At 73.3% G+C, this 17,281-nt stretch carries 17 protein-coding genes; 11 read left to right on the top strand and 6 right to left on the bottom strand.

Annotated elements, in window-relative coordinates:
• Window positions 1-15: 15 nt before the first annotated feature.
• Window positions 16-666 carry a DUF5995 family protein gene (locus tag OG904_RS26520; RefSeq protein WP_405495078.1) on the top strand — a complete coding sequence of 217 codons (651 nt, stop codon included), beginning with the start codon at window positions 16-18 and terminating at the stop codon, window positions 664-666.
• Between the two features lie 145 nt (window positions 667-811).
• Here OG904_RS26520 and OG904_RS26515 read toward each other — a convergent pair whose 3' ends face one another.
• The 4 genes from OG904_RS26515 to OG904_RS26500 all read right to left on the bottom strand — a co-directional run bounded on the left by OG904_RS26515 (window position 812) and on the right by OG904_RS26500 (window position 4,286).
• Window positions 812-2,509 (bottom strand): flavin monoamine oxidase family protein, encoded by a 1,698-nt coding sequence (locus OG904_RS26515; protein ID WP_405495076.1) that lies wholly within the window; start codon window positions 2,507-2,509, stop codon window positions 812-814.
• A gap of 71 nt (window positions 2,510-2,580) precedes the next feature.
• Window positions 2,581-3,381 carry a carbon-nitrogen hydrolase family protein gene (locus OG904_RS26510; RefSeq protein WP_405495074.1) on the bottom strand — a complete coding sequence of 267 codons (801 nt, stop codon included), beginning with the start codon at window positions 3,379-3,381 and terminating at the stop codon, window positions 2,581-2,583.
• A gap of 177 nt (window positions 3,382-3,558) precedes the next feature.
• Complete coding sequence (locus OG904_RS26505; protein ID WP_405495072.1) at window positions 3,559-4,110, bottom strand: hypothetical protein; 552 nt, start codon at window positions 4,108-4,110, stop codon at window positions 3,559-3,561.
• Window positions 4,111-4,163: 53 nt separating this feature from the next.
• Window positions 4,164-4,286 (bottom strand): hypothetical protein, encoded by a 123-nt coding sequence (locus OG904_RS26500; RefSeq protein WP_405495070.1) that lies wholly within the window; start codon window positions 4,284-4,286, stop codon window positions 4,164-4,166.
• Window positions 4,287-4,405: 119 nt separating this feature from the next.
• Between OG904_RS26500 and OG904_RS26495 the strand changes: the two genes are divergently transcribed.
• The 5 genes from OG904_RS26495 to OG904_RS26475 all read left to right on the top strand — a co-directional run bounded on the left by OG904_RS26495 (window position 4,406) and on the right by OG904_RS26475 (window position 9,757).
• Window positions 4,406-5,113, top strand: coding sequence for a GNAT family N-acetyltransferase (locus OG904_RS26495; protein WP_405495068.1), 708 nt, complete (start codon window positions 4,406-4,408; stop codon window positions 5,111-5,113).
• Window positions 5,114-5,372: 259 nt separating this feature from the next.
• Entirely contained in the window at window positions 5,373-6,578 is a 1,206-nt protein-coding gene (locus OG904_RS26490; protein WP_405495066.1) for an LLM class flavin-dependent oxidoreductase, read from the top strand.
• Window positions 6,579-6,603: 25 nt separating this feature from the next.
• Complete coding sequence (locus OG904_RS26485) at window positions 6,604-7,977, top strand: NtaA/DmoA family FMN-dependent monooxygenase (protein WP_405495064.1); 1,374 nt, start codon at window positions 6,604-6,606, stop codon at window positions 7,975-7,977.
• Between the two features lie 10 nt (window positions 7,978-7,987).
• Window positions 7,988-9,127 (top strand): LLM class flavin-dependent oxidoreductase, encoded by a 1,140-nt coding sequence (locus OG904_RS26480; protein WP_405495062.1) that lies wholly within the window; start codon window positions 7,988-7,990, stop codon window positions 9,125-9,127.
• Between the two features lie 243 nt (window positions 9,128-9,370).
• Entirely contained in the window at window positions 9,371-9,757 is a 387-nt protein-coding gene (locus OG904_RS26475; RefSeq protein ID WP_405498284.1) for a WhiB family transcriptional regulator, read from the top strand.
• On the opposite strand, the gene OG904_RS26470 is transcribed toward OG904_RS26475, so the two are convergent.
• Window positions 9,735-10,190 (bottom strand): Lrp/AsnC family transcriptional regulator, encoded by a 456-nt coding sequence (locus OG904_RS26470; protein ID WP_030027017.1) that lies wholly within the window; start codon window positions 10,188-10,190, stop codon window positions 9,735-9,737. The two genes, OG904_RS26475 and OG904_RS26470, sit on opposite strands and share 23 nt — an antisense overlap.
• A gap of 16 nt (window positions 10,191-10,206) precedes the next feature.
• Window positions 10,207-11,697 (bottom strand): amino acid permease, encoded by a 1,491-nt coding sequence (locus OG904_RS26465; protein ID WP_405495060.1) that lies wholly within the window; start codon window positions 11,695-11,697, stop codon window positions 10,207-10,209.
• A 314-nt stretch (window positions 11,698-12,011) separates the two neighbouring features.
• Between OG904_RS26465 and OG904_RS26460 the strand changes: the two genes are divergently transcribed.
• From OG904_RS26460 to OG904_RS26440, 5 genes are all read left to right on the top strand, one after another.
• Window positions 12,012-13,136 (top strand): LLM class flavin-dependent oxidoreductase, encoded by a 1,125-nt coding sequence (locus OG904_RS26460; RefSeq protein ID WP_405495058.1) that lies wholly within the window; start codon window positions 12,012-12,014, stop codon window positions 13,134-13,136.
• Window positions 13,133-14,044: an SDR family NAD(P)-dependent oxidoreductase gene (locus tag OG904_RS26455; RefSeq protein ID WP_405495056.1), complete on the top strand. Its 912-nt coding sequence runs from the start codon at window positions 13,133-13,135 to the stop codon at window positions 14,042-14,044. Before OG904_RS26460 ends, OG904_RS26455 begins: the two co-directional genes overlap by 4 nt.
• 50 nt (window positions 14,045-14,094) lie before the next feature.
• Entirely contained in the window at window positions 14,095-15,114 is a 1,020-nt protein-coding gene (locus OG904_RS26450) for a GDSL-type esterase/lipase family protein (protein WP_405495054.1), read from the top strand.
• 129 nt (window positions 15,115-15,243) lie between these two features.
• The gene (locus tag OG904_RS26445; RefSeq protein ID WP_405498282.1) at window positions 15,244-16,197 is read left to right on the top strand and encodes an SCO0930 family lipoprotein; all 954 of its coding nucleotides are present in this window, start codon (window positions 15,244-15,246) and stop codon (window positions 16,195-16,197) included.
• Between the two features lie 115 nt (window positions 16,198-16,312).
• Window positions 16,313-17,215 carry a LytR/AlgR family response regulator transcription factor gene (locus OG904_RS26440; protein ID WP_405495052.1) on the top strand — a complete coding sequence of 301 codons (903 nt, stop codon included), beginning with the start codon at window positions 16,313-16,315 and terminating at the stop codon, window positions 17,213-17,215.
• The last annotated feature ends 66 nt before the right edge of the window (window positions 17,216-17,281 follow it).

Below are 17,281 nucleotides of genomic sequence, written 5' to 3'. Positions count from 1 at the left end.
TGGGACGCTGCGCTCATGGTCCCCATGGAAGCGGTGCTGGCGCGGATGCGCGCCCTGGACGAGAGGCTCCCCGAGCGGGACGGCGTCGCCGTCTTCAACCGGGTGTACCTCACGGTGACGCAGACGCTGCACGAACGGATCTCGCACGGCGCCTTCCCCTCCCCGCGCAGGGCGGAGACGCTCAGCGTCCGCTTCGCCGAGCGCTATCTGACGGCGGTGGAGGCGGACCGGGCCCCGGCGTGCTGGCGGCCGCTGCTCCAGTACCGGCGCCACCCCGGGATCCGGCCGCTCCAGCACGCGCTGGCCGGGATCAACGCGCACATCGGCCACGACCTGGCGCTGGCGGTGGTCGCCACCTGCCGCAGCCTGGACTGCGAGCCGGCCGCGCTCGAAGCCGACTTCGACCGGGTCGGGGACACGCTGGTCTCCCTGGAGGAACACATCCGGGAGGACCTGATGCCGGGCCCGGACCTCCTGGAGGTCGCGGACCCCCTGACGCACCTCCTCGGCGCGTGGAGCCTGGAACGGGCCCGTGCGGGGGCCTGGGCCTCGGCCCGCCTGCTGTGGTCGCTGCGCCGCTCCCCCGATCTGGCGGAGGAGTTCACCGAGTCCCTCGACGCGGGCGTCGGCCTGGTGGGCCGCTGCCTGCTGACGCCGACGGGCTGACCCCCCGCCGCGCCGAGCCGTGCCCCCTCGGGGCCGGTGCCGTGGCTGGGCGCAGCCCACCGCCCCGCCGGGCCACCGCTGCGCGGAGCTGCGCGCGTTGCCTCGGCCGGGGGCCGGGGCGCGCTCCGAGGGTGGTCGGGAGGGGTCAGTCCTCCGGGAGTTCGACCGGGGCGATCTCGTCGTAGACGTCGCCCGGGCCGGGGTTGGTGGCGTCCGTGGAGCCGCCGAGGTGGTGCATGACGCCCCAGACCGCGTTCAGCGCCGTCTGGACCGCGCCCTCCGCCCAGCCCGCCGTCCAGGAGATGTCGTCGCCCGCGAGGAAGATGCCGCGCTTGTCCTCGGGGAGGCTGTCCTGCATGAAGTGGGTGAACAGGCGCCGCTGGTAGCGGTAGTGGCCCGGCAGGTTGGCCTTGAACGCGCCCATGAAGTACGGCTCGTTCTCCCACGACACGGTCACCGGGTTGCCGATGACGTGGCGGCGGATGTCGACCTTCGGGTAGATCTCGCCGAGGGACTTCAGCATGACCTCCATCCGCTCGTTCGCGGACAGCGGCAGCCACTTCAGGCTGTCGTCGCACCACGTGTACGAGAGGCAGATGACGGCCGGCTTGTCCGGGCCGTTGTCCAGGAGGTACGTGCCGCGGGTCATGCGGTCGGTCAGGGTCATCGACATGACGTCGCGGCCCGTCTCCTCGTCCTTGTCGAGCCAGAAGGGCCGGTCGACAGGGATGAAGAGCTTGCTGGACTCCATGTAGTGGGTGCGCTCGATCGCCGTCCAGTGGTCGATCGGGAAGAGCGTGTCGTCACACGAGATCTTCGAGAGCAGCATCCAGGACTGGGCCGTGAAGATCGCGGCGCGGTACGTACGGATGTCGCCCGAGGCGTCCGTCACCGTGATCCGGTTGCCGGCCGTGCGGTGCAGCCGGGTCACGGCCGGACGCGGGTCGCCCCCGTGCAGGGAGGACAGGGACGTGCCCTGGGCCCAGTGCACGATCTTCTCGGGCTCGCGCTCCCACATGCGCAGCGGGAGCTGCTGCGAGCCGCCCACGATGCCGCGGTGGTGGTCGTCGGCCTCGGTGTAGACGACGCGCAGGATCTCCAGGATGGAGTTCGGGAAGTCGGTGTCCCAGCCGCCCGTGCCGAAGCCGACCTGGCCGAAGATCTCGCGCTTGCGGAAGGACTTGAAGGCCTCGGACTTGCAGAGGAACCCGTAGAAGGTCTCGTCGTCGAGCTTCTCGACGAGCTTGGCCCAGATCTCGCGGATCCGCGGGACGTCCCGCTCGCGCATCGCGGTGTTCATGTCGGAGAAGTCGGCGCCCTCGTCCAGGCAGGCGTTCCACGCGGCGGACACGTCGCGGTAGACCTGCGGGAGGTCGGCGATGGTCTCGGCGTAGTGGGTCTCGCCCTTGAGGTCGACGACCGTGGAGGGGGTGGCCTCGGCGAGCGGGTTCGGGAAGGGCTCCGTGACCAGGCCGACGAGGTCGATGTAGTGCTGGAGGGCGGTGGAGGACGGCGGGAAGCGCATGGCGCCCATCTCCGCGGTCAGGCCCTCGGTGCCGGCGCCCTCGAAGCCGACGGTGCGCAGCCGGCCGCCGATCTGGTCCGCTTCGTAGACGACCGGCTTGAGGCCCATCTTCATCAGCTCGTACGCGGAGATGATGCCGGACAGCCCGCCGCCGATGACGGCGACCTCGGTACCGTGCTCGGTCGCCGGTATCTGGCCGAGGCCCGCCGGGTGCGCGAGGAAGTCGTCGTACGCGTACGGGAAGTCCGGACCGAACATCGTGATCGGCGGCTGACCGTCGCTGTGCGGGACGGCGGTGGTGGGCACCGTGGACGTCATGGGGTACGGCTCCTAGCGGGGTGGGGCAGGGGGGAAGGGCAGGCTGGGGGGGCGGCGGCTGCGCGGCCGGGTCAGACGAGGGAGGCGTACAGACCGGGGCGGCGGTCGCGCAGGTACGGGTTGGTCTCGCGCGATGCCCGCAGCAGCTCGGGGTCGGCCTCGCCGAACACCAGCTCCTCGCCGCGGCCGGCCCGGGTCCGGGTGACCCCGTCGGGGCTCGCCAGGCAGCTGAGTCCGACGAACTCGAACTCGCCTTCCGGGCCGGTGCGGTTGACGTACGCGATGTACATCTGGTTCTCGAAGGCCCGTACGGGGACCAGCTGTTCGGCGACGAACTGGAACGGGTGCATCTGCGCCGTCGGCACCAGGAGGAGGTCGGTGCCGGCGAGCGCGTGCGCCCGGACGTTCTCGGGGAACTCGACGTCGTAGCAGATCATCAGGCCGATGCGGAGCCCGCCGAGCTCCGCCTGGACCACGAGGGTGTCCCCGGGGGTGAAGGCCTCCTGCTCGAAGCAGCCGAAGAGGTGGGTCTTGCGGTAGTTCGCCAGCCGGTCCCCGCCGGGGCCGATGAGCTGGGCCGCGTTGTAGACGGCCTCGCCGTCCCGCTCGGGGTAGCCGTAGAGCACGGCCACCGCGTGGCGGCGGGCGATCTCGCCGATGGCGCGGGCGGACATGCCGTCGGCCGGTTCGGCGAGCCTGACGATGTCCTCGACCTCCAGCGCGTAGCCGGTCAGGAACATCTCCGAGGTCACGAGGAGCCCGGCTCCCGCCTGTGCGGCGCGTGCCGCGGCCTCGTCGAGGGCCTTCAGGTTGTCGGCGGTGTCGCCGAGCCGTCCGGAACTCTGGAGGAGGGCGGTGCGCAGCGGGGGCATGGGCGTACCTCTGTGGCAGGAGGGGTGGGATTCCTTAGACGGTACGTTCGCGCGTTCGATCGGGACAAGCCGTGACCGTTGCGCTCCGCGCATCGATTCGTTGCGTATTGACAGGTGTACGCGGCGATTCGTTGCGCGGGGACCGTGCGGAAGGCCCGAAAGGCTCTTGCGGGTGCCCTACGGGGCCGTGCGGAAGGCCGGGTGCACGCTCAGCCGGCGCAGGTCTTCCAGGATGTCGGCGGTGTGGTTGGAGACCACCCGGCCGCTCCAGCCGTCGCAGAGGGCGGGGACCGTGAGGGGGCCGTCGTGGTGGTGCCCGGAGGCCTCGTAGGCCCGGCGCAGCGCCTCGTGCCCCTCGGTCGCGGAGCCCGGGCGCAGGACGGTCAGCGCGACCGTGTCCCGCAGTCCGAGGCCCGCGAGGGCGGCGGTGACGCCGAGGCAGCCCGGAGAGTCGGCGGCGGCGACGTAGAGCCGGTACCGGTTCGGGACGGGCGAGAACCCGGCCCCGATCCGGCCCCGCAGGACCCCCTCGGACCGGGGGCGGGTCAGCGCGGGGCCCTGGGCCGGGATCGGCGCCTGGGCCGGGATCGGCGCCTGGGCCGGGATCGGCGCCTGGGCCGGGATCAGGGTCAGGGCCTCAGCCGGGGTCTCGACCGGGCTCTGGGCGCGGCCCCGGGCCCGGGACGGACACAGGGCGTGGGCAGGCGTCTCTACGCGGGTGTGCGACATGGCGGTTCTCCTCGGCTGTCTGCTGCGGAAGTACGCGTGTGCTCGGCGGGGCTTCAGCGGGCCGGGGCCGTGGCACTGCAGACGCGGAGGAGATCGATGTGCAGCCGGCGGGTGAGCCAGGAGCGGCGCAGCGGGGCGGCGGGTGGGGTGGCGAGCGGAGTGGCGAGCTGATCCACCGGGTCCCCCTCGTGTCCGCGACCCCGTTAGGCTGCCGTTCGCAGTCTCATGGCACCGCCAGGGGCCGTCAAGAGTGCCCGCAAGAGTGCGCGCGCCGTTCGGAAGGAAGCTCCCGCCGATGTCCCGTGAGTCCCGGCCCGACGCGGTCCTCGACAATCCCGTCTGGGCGGCGCTCGACGGCCCGCACCGGGACTTCGCCGAGACCGGGCCCGCCGGGCTCGCCGCCCGCTACGGCGCCGGCGTGTCCCCCTTCGCCGCGCTCGCCGACCCGGAGGATCCGCACGCCTGGACCGACCTGGCCGAGCTGGTCGGACCCGGCCGGGAGGTGTGGCTGACCGGGCTGCCGACACCGCCCGCGGGCTGGGAGACCCTGATGTCGATCCCGGGCGTACAGCTGGACGGCCGGGCGGTACGGGCCGAGGAGGAGCCGGAGGCGGTCCTGCTGGGGCCCGCCGACGTGCCGGAGATGCTGGAGCTGGTCGAGCTGACCCGGCCCGGCCCGTTCGGCGGGCGCACCGTCGAGCTGGGCACGTACCTGGGGATCCGCCGCGGCGGGGCGCTCGTCGCGATGGCGGGCGAGCGGATGCGGCCCCCGGGCTGGTCGGAGATCAGTGCGGTGTGCACGCACCCCGGCCACCGCGGCGAGGGGCTCGCCGGGCGGCTGATCCGCGCGGTCGCGGCCGCCGTCCGGGACCGCGGCGACAGCCCCTTCCTGCACGCGGCGGCGGAGAACACTTCCGCCATAGGGCTCTACCTGGCGATGGGGTTCACCCTGCGCCGCGAACCGGTCTTCATCGGGGTTCGCACGCCCGACACGAAGGATTAACACGGATTGACATTCCATCCGTTGTGACCGGCTCCCGCCTGGCCTAGCGTCGGAAGAACGACCGAAACGCGAGGGGGGTGGCCCGGCATGACCGTACGAACAGGCGGCGAAGCCGTCACCCCGCGCCGCACCGTCCGGCTGCACTCCCGCGCGCACATCGACCTCCTGCGCGTCGCCGCCTCCCTCTGTCGTTCCTGATCAGCGTTCCGCGATCCGCTCCGTCCTTCGCCGCGCCGCCCGATCAGGAGGCAGTTCCGCCATGCCCGTGCGCCCTTCCCACTCCCCCGCCCCCAGCCCCTCCCCCGCGCCGCTCCACCTCGCCGTAGCCCTCGACGGCGCGGGCTGGCATCCCGCCGCCTGGCGCGAACCGGGCGCGGACGCCGACCGGTTGTTCACCGCCGGCTACTGGGCGGCGCTCGTCGCCGAGGCCGAGCACGGCCTGCTGGACTTCGTCACCTTCGAGGACTCGCTGAGCCTGCAGTCCACCGACCCGGACGGACCCGACGGCCGCACCGACCTGGTGCGGGGGCGGCTCGACGCGGTGCTGGTCGCCGCCCGGGTGGCGCCGCTGAGCCGGCACATCGGGCTGGTGCCGAGCGTGGTGGCCACCCACACCGAGCCGTTCCACGTCTCGAAGGCGCTGGCCACCCTGGACTACGTCAGCCGCGGGCGCGCCGGGCTGCGCATCCAGATCTCCGAACGGGCCGACGAGGCGAGCCACTTCGGGCGGCGCGCGGCGGGCGCCGACGTCACCGAGCTGTACGGGGAGGCCGCCGACCACGTCGAGGTGGTGCGGCGGCTGTGGGACAGCTGGGAGGACGACGCCGAGATCCGCGACGCGGCCACGGGCCGGTTCGTGGACCGCGCCAAACTGCACTACATCGACTTCGAGGGCCGCCACTTCAGCGTCAAGGGGCCCTCGATCACCCCCCGACCGCCGCAGGGGCTGCCCCCGGTGAGCGCGCTCGCCTCCGACGCCGCCGTGTACCCCTTCCTCGCGCGGGCGACCGACATCGGTTACGTGACCGCCCGCGACGCCGACGAGGCGCGGGCCGCCGTCGCCGCGCTCCCCCGGACCCCGCACGTGTTCGGCGAGCTGACCGTCTTCCTCGACGAGAAGCCGGAGGCGGCCGAGCGCCGGCTCCAGCGGCTGGACGCCGCGCACGGGGCGGCGTACACGAGTGACGCCCGGGTCTTCGCGGGGACCCCGGAGCTCCTCGCCGACCTGCTGCTGGAGTGGCGGGAGGCCGGGCTGACGGGCTTCCGGCTGCGCCCGGGGGTGCTCGCCCACGACCTCCCGGCCATCACCCGCGGCCTGGTCCCGGAGCTCCAGCGGCGCGGGGTGTTCCGGCGGGCCTACGAGGCCTCCTCGCTCCGCGGCCTGCTGGGGCTGGCGCGCCCCGCCAACCGGTACGCCCCCGCTCCGGGCGCCCCCGCTTCGCCCACCGCACCCGCCGCCGCTTGATCACCCCGGAAGGAAGACAGCAGCCATGAGCAAGCCGCTCAAGCAGATCCATCTCGCGGCGCATTTCCCGGGGGTCAACAGCACCACCGTGTGGAGCGACCCGGCCGCCGGGAGCCAGATCGAATTCGAGTCCTTCGTCCATTTCGCGCAGACCGCCGAGCGCGCGAAGTTCGACTTCCTCTTCCTCGCCGAGGGCCTGCGCCTGCGCGAACAGGGCGGTGAGATCTACGACCTGGACGTGGTGGGCCGGCCCGACACCTTCACCGTGCTGGCGGCGCTCGCCGCCGTCACCGAGCACCTCGGACTGACCGGCACCATCAACTCCACCTTCAACGAACCGTACGAGGTGGCCCGTCAGTTCGCCTCCCTCGACCACCTCTCGGGCGGCCGGGCCGCCTGGAACGTGGTCACGTCCTGGGACGCCTTCACCGGGGAGAACTTCCGGCGCGGCGGCTTCCTGCCGCGCGAGGAACGCTACGAGCGGGCCCGGGAGTTCCTGGACACCGCGCACGAGCTGTTCGACGCGTGGGACGGCGGCGAGATCCTCGCCGACCCGGTGTCCGGGGAGTTCCTCCGGAGCGCGGGCCCGGGCGCCTTCGCCCACCGGGGCAGGCAGTTCGACATCTCCGGGCACTTCAACGTGCCGCGCAGCCCCCAGGGGCGGCCGGTCGTCTTCCAGGCGGGCGATTCCGACGAGGGCCGGGAGTTCGCCGCGGCCTCCGCGGACGCCATCTTCGGCCGGTACGGCACGCTGGACGAGGGCCGCGCCTTCTACGCGGACGTCAAGGGGCGCCTGGCCCGCTACGGACGCACCCCCGACGAGCTGAAGATCCTGCCGGCGGCGACCTTCGTGCTCGGCGACACCGACGCGGAGGCGCGGGAGCTGGCCCACGAGGTACGGCTCAAGCAGGTCAGCGGGGCCACCGCGATCAAGTACCTGGAACACGTGTGGAACCGGGACCTGTCGGCCTACGACCCGGACGGGCCGCTGCCGGAGATCGATCCGGAGCCCGGGGAGAACACCATCGCGCTGGGGCGGGCGAGCGTGCGCATGAACCGGGATCCGGTGGCCGTCGCCCGGGAGTGGCGCGAACTGGCCGCTGCCCGGGGCCTGTCGATCCGGGAGCTGGTCATCGAGACCACCGGCCGGCAGTCCTTCGTCGGCTCGCCCCTGACCGTGGCCCAGGCCATCGACGGCCTGGTCCAGGCGGACGCGGCCGACGGCTTCATCCTGGTGCCGCACCTGACGCCCGGCGGGCTCGACGTCTTCGCCGACACCGTCGTGCCGCTGCTCCAGGAGCGCGGGGTGTTCCGCCGCGAGTACGACGGCCCGACCCTGCGCGACCACCTCGGGCTCGCGGCGCCCCGCGCCCGCGCCCTCGCACCTGCTCACCGCTGAGGAGACCAGCATGTCCGGCTTCCCTCTCGGGGTCCTCGACCTCGTCCCGATATCGTCCGGCTCCACGGCGGCCGAGGCGCTGCGCGGCAGCGTCGACCTGGCCCGGCAGGCCGAGCGGTTCGGCTACGCCCGCTACTGGTTCGCCGAGCACCATCTCAATCCGGGCGTCGCGGGGACCTCGCCCGCCGTGGTGCTGGCGCTGACCGCCTCGGCCACTTCCACGATCCGGATCGGCTCGGGAGCGGTCCAGCTGGGGCACCGCACGGCGCTGTCGACCGTCGAGGAGTTCGGCCTGCTGGACGCGGTGCACCCGGGCCGGATCGACCTGGGCCTGGGCCGTTCGGCGGGCGGACCGCCGGTGCGGACCGGGGAGCCGGCGGTCGCCTACACGACGGAGAACGGGCTGCGCATTCCGAAGCCGTTCTCCTTCGCCCACCTGCGCGACCACCCCCGCTTCGCGCTCCAGCGCCGGCTGCTGCTCCTGCCGGGGGCCGAGTCCGAGGAGTACTCGGGTCAAGTGGGCGACGTACTGGCCCTGTTGCGCGGGGAATACCGCTCGGCGGGCGGGGTGGAGGCGCACGCCGTGCCCGGTGAGGGCGCCGCGGTGCAGGTGTGGGTGCTGGGCAGCAGCGCCGGGGTGAGCGCGGAGACGGCCGGCGCGAGCGGGCTGCGGTTCACGGCGAACTACCACGTCAGCCCGGCGGGCGTGCTGGAGGCGGCCGAGGCGTACCGGGCGGCCTTCAAGCCCTCGGCCGGGCCGGACGGGCTGGACCGGCCGTACCTGAGCGTGTCCGCCGATGTGGTGGTGGCGCCGAGCGACGCCGAGGCCCGGGAGCTGGCCACCGGGTACGCGCCGTGGGTGCGCAGCATCCGTACGGGTGAGGGGGCGATCCCGTTCCCCTCGCCGGGCGAGGCCCGCGAGCTGACCCGGGACTGGTCGGCGGCGGACCACGCGCTGGTCGCGGACCGGGTGGAGACCCAGTTCGCCGGCTCCCCGGCCACCGTGGCCGACCAGCTGGAACGGCTGCGGGAGGCGACCGGCGCGGACGAGCTGCTGATCACCACGATCACGCACGGGCACGCCGACCGGGTGCGCTCGTACCGGCTGCTGGCCGGTGAGTGGGCCCGGCGGGGGCACCTGCGCTGGTAGGGCGGACCGGAGCGGGTCGCCCGCGGCGGCGGGCGGCCACCGGCGTCGGCAGGGCGCGGTCGGCGGGCGCCGGGGCGGGCGGCAACCGGCTTGCGGCGCCGGTGTCTTCGCGCGGAGGGGTTTGGGGCGGCGCGGTGCGGTCAGACGCGGAGGAAAGCCTCCGGCGACCGCATCCCGAAAGGAACCGCCATGACCCGCAGCGCCCCGAGCAGCACGACGACCCCGGTGCCCGCGTCCCCCCGGATCCCCGCGGCCGACGTGACCCGGCTGCCCGGCTCCGCCGTCCACCACTGGCAGTGGCAGTCCCGCGCGGCCTGCCGCGAGCTCGGCTCGACCCGGTTCTTCCATCCCGCGGGCGAGCGGGGCGAGGACCGGGAGGAGCGCGACGCGGCCGCGAAGCGGATCTGCGCCGGGTGCCCGGTGCGCGAGGCGTGCCTGGGGTACGCCCTGCGCACGCGGGAGCCGTTCGGGGTGTGGGGCGGTCTGACCGAGGAGGAGCGCCGCGCGCTGCTGCGGCCCTCCCGTGCCAGGAGGGGCGCAGCCGGTACGCCGAACGGGCCGGGCGGGCCCGGCGGGCCGACCGGGCCCGGCGGGCCGCACAGGTCCGCTACGCCGGGGCACCCGAGGTGAAGCGGCGCAGCAGCGGGGAGAGGACCAGTACGGACTTGGTGCGCTCCACGAAGGGCTCGCCCGCGATCCGTTCCAGGACGCGCTCGAAATGCCGCATGTCGGAGGCGAAGATCTGGACGAGGGCGTCCGCGTCGCCGGTGACGGTCGACGCGGACACCACCTCGGGGTAGCGCTCCAGGCCTCGCCGGATGTCGTCCGGCGACGTGTTGTGGCGACAGTAGATCTCGATGAAGCCCTCGGTCTCCCAGCCCATCGCGGCGGGGTCCACGCGGACGGTGAAGCCGGTGATGGCTCCCTCGGCGCGCAGCCGGTCGACGCGCCGCTTGACGGCGGGGGCCGAGAGTCCCACCTCGGAGCCGATGTCCGCGTAGGAGCGGCGGGCGTCCTCGGCGAGGGCGTGCACGATGCGTTCGTCGAGATCGTTCAGTCGCACGGGGGGTGAATCGCTTCTATTCAGCGGCCTCCGCGGCCGGTGCGGCCACGGCGGCCACAGTGGCCAGGCTGGAGCGGCGAATGCCGTAGAAGAAGTAGATCACGAGCCCGACGGCCATCCAGCCACCGAAGACCAACCAGGTGATTCCCGGCAGCTCCGTCATCAGGTAGGCGCAGCAGAGGAAGCCCAGGATCGGGGTGACCGGGAAGAGCATGACCTTGAAGGTGCGGTTCATCTCCGGGCGGGTGTAGCGCAGGATGACGACGGCGATGTTGACCAGGCCGAAGGCGAAGAGCGTTCCGATGCTGGTGGCGTTCGCGAGCTCGCCGAGCGGGATGAAGGCGGCCAGGAGTCCGCAGAAGAGGCAGACGATGATCGTGTTGACGCGGGGCGTGCCGCTCTTCGGGTCCACCTTGGCGAAGGCCTTGGGCATCAGGCCGTCGCGGGACATGGCGAAGAGGATGCGGGTCTGGCCGTAGAGGACGGCGAAGACGACGCTGGCGATGGCGACGATCGCGCCGGCGGCCAGGATGACGCTCCAGAAGGCGTGCCCGGTGACGTTCTCCATGATCTTGGCCAGGGCGGCCTCGCTGCCCTCGAACTCCTGCCACGGCATGGCGCCGACGGCGACCAGGGCGACGAGGCAGTACAGGGCGGTGACGATGGCCAGCGAGAGCATGATCGCGCGCGGCAGGTCCTTCTTCGGGTTCTTGGCCTCCTCACCGGCGGTGGAGGCGGCGTCGAAGCCGATGTAGGAGAAGAAGAGCATGGAGGCGGCGGTGCTGATGGCGGTGACGCCGAGCGGGGCCAGCGGGGTGTAGTTGCCGGCCTTGATGCCCATGAAGCCGATGACGCAGAAGACCACCAGCGTCACGATCTTGACCCCGACCATGATCGAGTTGATCCGGGCGCTCTCCTTGGCACCGCGGAGCAGGAAGACCATGCAGAGCAGCACCACGACGAGCGCGGGCATGTTGATGTAGCCGCCCTCGCCCAGCGGGGCGGAGAAGCCCTCGGGGATGGTGTATCCGATGGTGCCGTCGAGGAACTCGTTGAGGTACTGGCCCCAGCCGACGGCGACGGCCGCGACCGAGACGCCGTACTCCAGGACCAGGCACCAGCCGCAGACCCAGGCGACGAGCTCGCCCATGGTGGCGTAGGCGTAGGAGTACGAGGAGCCCGAGACCGGTATGGAACCGGCCAGCTCGGCGTAGGAGAGCGCGGAGAACAGCGCCGTCAGGCCCGCGATGATGAACGCGATGAAGACGGCCGGACCGGCGATCGGCGTGGCCTCGCCGAGGACGACGAAGATGCCGGTGCCCAGGGTCGCGCCGATGCTGATCATGGTCAGCTGCCACATGGTGAGGGAGCGCTTCAGTGCGCCGCCCTCGCCCTGGCCGCCCTCGGCCACCAGCTGCTCCACCGGCTTGCGGCGCAGGAGCGGGTGGGCGGGCTTGAGCGGCGGCCGCTCGGAGGTGAGCTGTGGCGCCTGGCCGTGATCGAGCACGAGGGGACTCCTTTGTCACTGCGGGTGGGGTTGTCGGCGTCGACCGCAGCGGTCCGGAGCAGGAGCAGGCAGATCAGAAGCCTGCCTGGGCATGGGGACCGCCGAGCAGGCGGTCCACGCCACTCCACGTACAGCGAGTGAGCCTACGAGCTGAGTGATACCGCCCGTAATGCACCATCCTTGCACATTGACGAACGATCGTTGCGCGGATCTGTCCGGGATGGCCCTTTGTTGCGCGGGGATGATCGATCAGTGCGTGGCGGATCCGGACAGGCGTTCTTGACACTTCGTCAGATCTGCCGCAGCGTGCCGCCATGGATCTGGACGTGCTCTACGAGATCGACGTGCCGAGGCCGTGGCAGGGGACCCACCCGCACGGACAGCGGGCCGCCGAGCAGCGCGCCTACCGGGAGGCGGTCGAGCAGATCCGGCTCGCCGACCGGATGGGCTTCCGTACCGTCTGGGCGGTCGAGCACCACTTCCGCGAGGGCCGCTCGCACTGCCCGGCCCCCGAGGTGCTCCTCGGACACCTGGCCGGGCTCACCGAGAGGATCCGGCTCGGCTTCGGCGTCACGCTGACCCCCTTCGCCTTCACCCCGCCCCAGCGCATCGCCGAGAAGGTCGCCACCGTCGACGTGCTCTCCGGCGGCCGCGTGGAATGGGGCACCGGGCGGTCCACTCCGATGGAGCAGGCGGCCTTCGGGGTGGACCGGGAGAAGTCCCGGGACGACTGGCGCGAGGCCATCGAGATCGTGACCGGAATGTGGCGCGAGGAGTACTTCGCGTACGAATCGGAGCGTTTCCGCTTCCCGCGCCGCATGGTCACCCCCAAGCCGGTGCAGGATCCGCACCCGCCCGCCTGGATGGCGGCGACCTCCCCCGGCTCGGCGGAGGTCGCGGGCGCGCACGGGCTCGGACTGCTCTCCTTCTCGATCATGCAGCCGCTGGAGGCGATGGCCCGGCAGGTGGCCGCGTACCGGACCGCGGCCGCCGCCCCGAGTCCGCTCACCGACGTCACCACGGACCGGGTCGCCGCCTACACCCTGGTCCACGCGACGCCGCCGCGCACGGAGCCGGGCGCCCGTGTGTGGGAGTCGGTCGCCTGGTGGTACTCGAACCTCGCGCGGTTCACCCTGGAGTGGGAACTGCCGCACCTGAGCCCCGCGGAGCGCGAGCGGACCTTCCCGCTGCTCACCCCGATCCTCGAGGGCGACGTACCGGTACGGGAGTTCAGCGACGGCGACATGATCCTCATCGGGGACGCGGAGACGATCGTCGCCAAGGCCAAGCGGTACGCGGACCTCGGCGTCGACCAGCTCATCTGCTACGTCCAGTGGGGGTACCTGGAGCACCGGGAGATCCTGCGGACCCTGGAGATCCTGGGCAGGGAAGTCATCCCGGAGCTGGCCCGCTACGAGCCCCGCAAGGCCTCCGAGTGAGCGCCGGCCCGGAGGAGGCCCCCGCGCCGCCGGACGCCCCGGGCACCTCGCCCGTCCCCGACCGCGCCGCCCCGGACACCCCGCCCGTCCCCGACCACGCCGCCCCGGACACCTCGCCGGTCCCCGACTACGCCGCCCTGCACCGGCTCGACGGGCGCGCCCTCGTCCTGCTGGGCGCGGGCAACGGCATCGGCCGCCAGACCGCGCACGCCCTGGCCGCCGGGGGCGCCCGGGTGCTGTGCGTGGACGTGGACGGGGAGCGGGCCCGGGCGGTCGCCGCCGAGACCGGGGGCGTCCCGTACACCGCCGACGTCACGCGGCGCGCGGACGTGCGGGAGCTCTTCGCCGAGGCTCCGGAGCTGCTCGGCGGCCGCCCGGTCGGCGGGGTCGTCGACATCGTCGGCATGGCCCGGTACGCCGCGCTGCCCGAGCTGGACGACGCCGGCTGGGACTGGCACTTCGACCTGGTGCTGCGGCACGCCTGGCTGGCCGTCCAGTACGGCGGCGAGGCCGTCGCCGCGGCCGGCGGCGGACCGCTGGTCTTCGTCGCCTCCGTCTCCGGGCTCACCGCCGCCCCGCTGCACGCCGCGTACGGGGCCGCGAAGGCCGGCCTGATGTCCTTGGTGCGCTCGGCGGCCGTCGAGCTGGGGCCCCGCGGGGTACGCGTCAACGCGGTGGCTCCGGGGGTGGTGTGGACCCCGCGGGTCGCGGCCCTGCTGGGCGCCGAGGGGCGGCGGCTCAACGCGGAGAACGCCCCGCTGGGGCGCGTCGCGCAGACCTCGGACATCGCGGCCGCGCTCTACTTCCTGGCCTCCCCGCAGTCCTCGTACCTGACGGGGCAGACGCTGGTGGTGGACGGCGGCGTCGGCGTGAAGTTCCCGTACCCGACGGTGGGAGGCGAGCTGTGAGCAGCACACGGAGATCCGGGCCCGGCGCGGACGGGGAAGCGGGTGGGGGCGTGGACACCGAAGCGGACGCGGACACCGGGCCGTGGCTGGACCCCGGGCCCTTCCTGCGCGGCGTGGCCTGGCTGGACGGGGGACGCCCGGTGCGGGCCGACCCGGCCGACACCATGCGGCTGCCCTGGGACACCGGCGAGCGGGCCACCCTGCCCATAGGGGTGCGCCTGGAGTTCACCGCGCGGGGCGCCCGGGCGGTGGAGATCCACTACCGGGCGACCGTGCCCGGCCCCACCGACGCGCTGCGCGACCTCGCGCACGGATTCGCCCTGTGGGACCGGCACGGGGTGGTCCGCGAGCTGTACACCGAGCCGGCGGCGGAGGCCGTCGTACGCCTCGAACTCCCGGGCGGCCCCGGTCCGTTCACCGTCCACCCGCCCGAGACGCAGTCCCCGCTGATCCTCGGCGTACGCGGGATCGGCGGCCCGGTCGCCCCCGCACCGCCGGCCCTGCGCTGGGTGGTGCACGGCGACTCCATCACCGAGGGCTGGTGGTCCACCCGGCCCGCGCACGGCTGGCCCGCGGTGACCGGGCGGGCGCTGGGCTGGGACACCGTCAACCTCGGCTACGCGGGCGCCGCACGCGGGGAACTGGCCTGCGCCGAGCAGCTCGCCGGCCTCCCCGCCGACGCCCTCACCCTCGCCTTCGGCACCAACTGCTGGTCCCGCGTGCCGTTTTCGGCCCCGCTCCTGTACGAGACCACCCGCGCCTTCCTCGAACTGGTCCGCCAGGGCCACCCCCGGACACCGCTGCTCCTCCTCTCCCCCGTGCTGCGGCCCGACGCGGAGCGCACCCCGAACAAGCTGGGCGCCACCCTCGGCGCCCTGCGCGACGCGATGGAGCGCGCCACCCGGGAGCGGATCGCCGCCGGGGACGACCGACTCACCCTGCTGCCGGGACGGGACCTGCTGGGACCCGAGCACCTGGCGGACGGCCTGCACCCCAACGACGCGGGACACCGCACGCTCGGCCTCGCTGTGGCCACGGCCATGAAACGGGCCGGGTTCAGTGCGGGGTGAGTGAAACAGCCCACACCAAAGGAGTTGAACAGACCGGCTCCGACGAAGCGTGTCCTGCACACAGTTGCCGCCGCTCCACTCGAAGGGAGCGGCGGTACGGGCAGGGACACACACGTGGGAGAGATCAAGATGGGCATCAAGCGCGGAACCACCCTGGCGGCCGTGGCGGTCGTCGTCGCCTTCACCGCGACCGCGTGCGGCGGGGACGACACGGCGGGCGCCAACGCCAAGCCGGCCGGAGCGGTCGCCCCGGCCCAGTCCCCCTCCTCGGGTGACGGCTACGACTCGGGATACGGCTCCGGGACCGACGCGGCCGCGGCGGGCACCGCCAAGTCCGGCGGACAGCTCGCCATCGCGCAGGACGAGAAGCTCGGCTCCGTCCTCACCGACAGCGCGGGCTTCACCCTCTACCGCTTCGACAAGGACACCGCGAAGCCCCCGAAGTCGAACTGCGACGGGGACTGCGCGAAGACCTGGCCGGTGGTCGCGGCCGGGGACGCCACCGCCGCGGCGGGCATGGACCCGACGGTGCTCGGCGAGGTGGTCCGCACCGACGGCAGCAAGCAGCTGACGGTGGCGGGCTGGCCCGTGTACCGGTTCAGCAAGGACACCAAGGCGGGCGACACCAACGGGCAGGGCGTCGGCGGAACCTGGTTCGCGGCCGCTCCCGACGGCAAGAAGGCGGCGAAGGCGGCTGCCGCGCCCGGCGGCGCGGGCCAGGCCTCGGGCGCGCTGACCGTGGCCAAGGACCCCAAGCTCGGCGACCACATCGTCGACGGCAGCGGAATGACCGTCTACCGGTTCAAGCCCGACACCGCGTGGCCGATGGTCTCCAAGTGCGAGGGCGACTGCGTGGCCAAGTGGCCGGTGGTGCCCCCGGTGGACAAGGCCAACGCCAAGGGCATCATCGAGAAGAACTACCTGGTGCTCGACCGCCCCGACGGCAAGAAGCAGCAGACCGTGAACTGCTGGCCCGTCTACACCTTCACCGGTGACAAGAAGGCCGGCGACATCAACGGCCAGGGCGTGGGCGGCACCTGGTACGCGGTCGCCCCCGACGGCAAGCTCATCACCGTCCAGTAGCCCGCCGGCACCGCACCCGCACACCACCTGACCGCGCGGCCCCTGCCTCCCCTCCCCCCGGGGCAGGGGTCGCGCACCATTTCGCCCCGGCGAACCGGAACCTAGAATCCGCCTCATGCTGCGCGTACTGGCCGTCGACGACGAGAAGCCCCTGCTCGAAGAGCTCCTCTACCTGCTGCGCTCCGACCCCAGGGTGCTCAGCGCCGAGGGCGCCTCGGACGCCACCGAGGCGCTGCGCCGGATCACCCGCGCCCTGGAGAGCGGCCCGGAGGGGGCCGACGGCATCGACGTGGTCTTCCTCGACATCCACATGGCGGGACTGACCGGGCTGGACATCGCCCGGCTGCTGGCCGGATTCGCGCAGCCCCCGCTGATCGTGTTCGTCACCGCCCACGAGGGGTTCGCCGTACAGGCCTTCGACCTCAAGGCCGTGGACTACGTGCTCAAGCCCGTGCGGCCGGAGCGGCTGGCCGAGGCCGTGCGGCGGGCCTGCGCGCAGTCCGGCCGGGGCGGGGAGCAGCCCGCGCCGGCCGCTCCCGGAGCCGTGCGCACCGTACCGGTCGCGCGCCCGCCCGCCTCCGGGGCCGCCGGGGCCGCCCTCGCGGGCGGGGGTGCGGAGCGCGGACCGGACCGGGCTGCTGAGCGGAGCGCGGAGCGCGTGCCGGACCGCGTTCCTGACCGCGCCCCCGAGCAGATCGCCGTCGAACTGGGCGGCGTCACCCGCTTCGTGCCGATCGCGGACATCGCGTACGTGGAGGCCCAGGGCGACTACGCCCGCCTGCACACGGACGAGGGCAGCCACCTGGTGCGGATACCGCTGGCCACGCTGGAGGAGCGGTGGGCGGCGCGCGGGTTCGTCCGCATCCACCGCCGCCACCTCGTGGCGCTGGGCCGCATCGACGAACTGCGCCTGGACTCCGGCACCACCACGGTCCGCGTCGGATCGGCCGAGCTCCAGGTGAGCCGGCGGCACGCACGGGAGCTGAGGGACCTGCTGATGCGCCGGGCGATGGGCTGACCGGACCGATCCGGCCAACCCGGCCCGACCGGGCGACCCGCACCGGGCTACCCGGGCCGGGCGACC

This window comes from Streptomyces sp. NBC_00096 (assembly GCF_045041305.1).
GTDB lineage: Bacteria > Actinomycetota > Actinomycetes > Streptomycetales > Streptomycetaceae > Streptomyces.
Note: the sequence above shows the minus strand (reverse complement) of the source record. Positions and strands in the feature narration are given on the sequence as shown.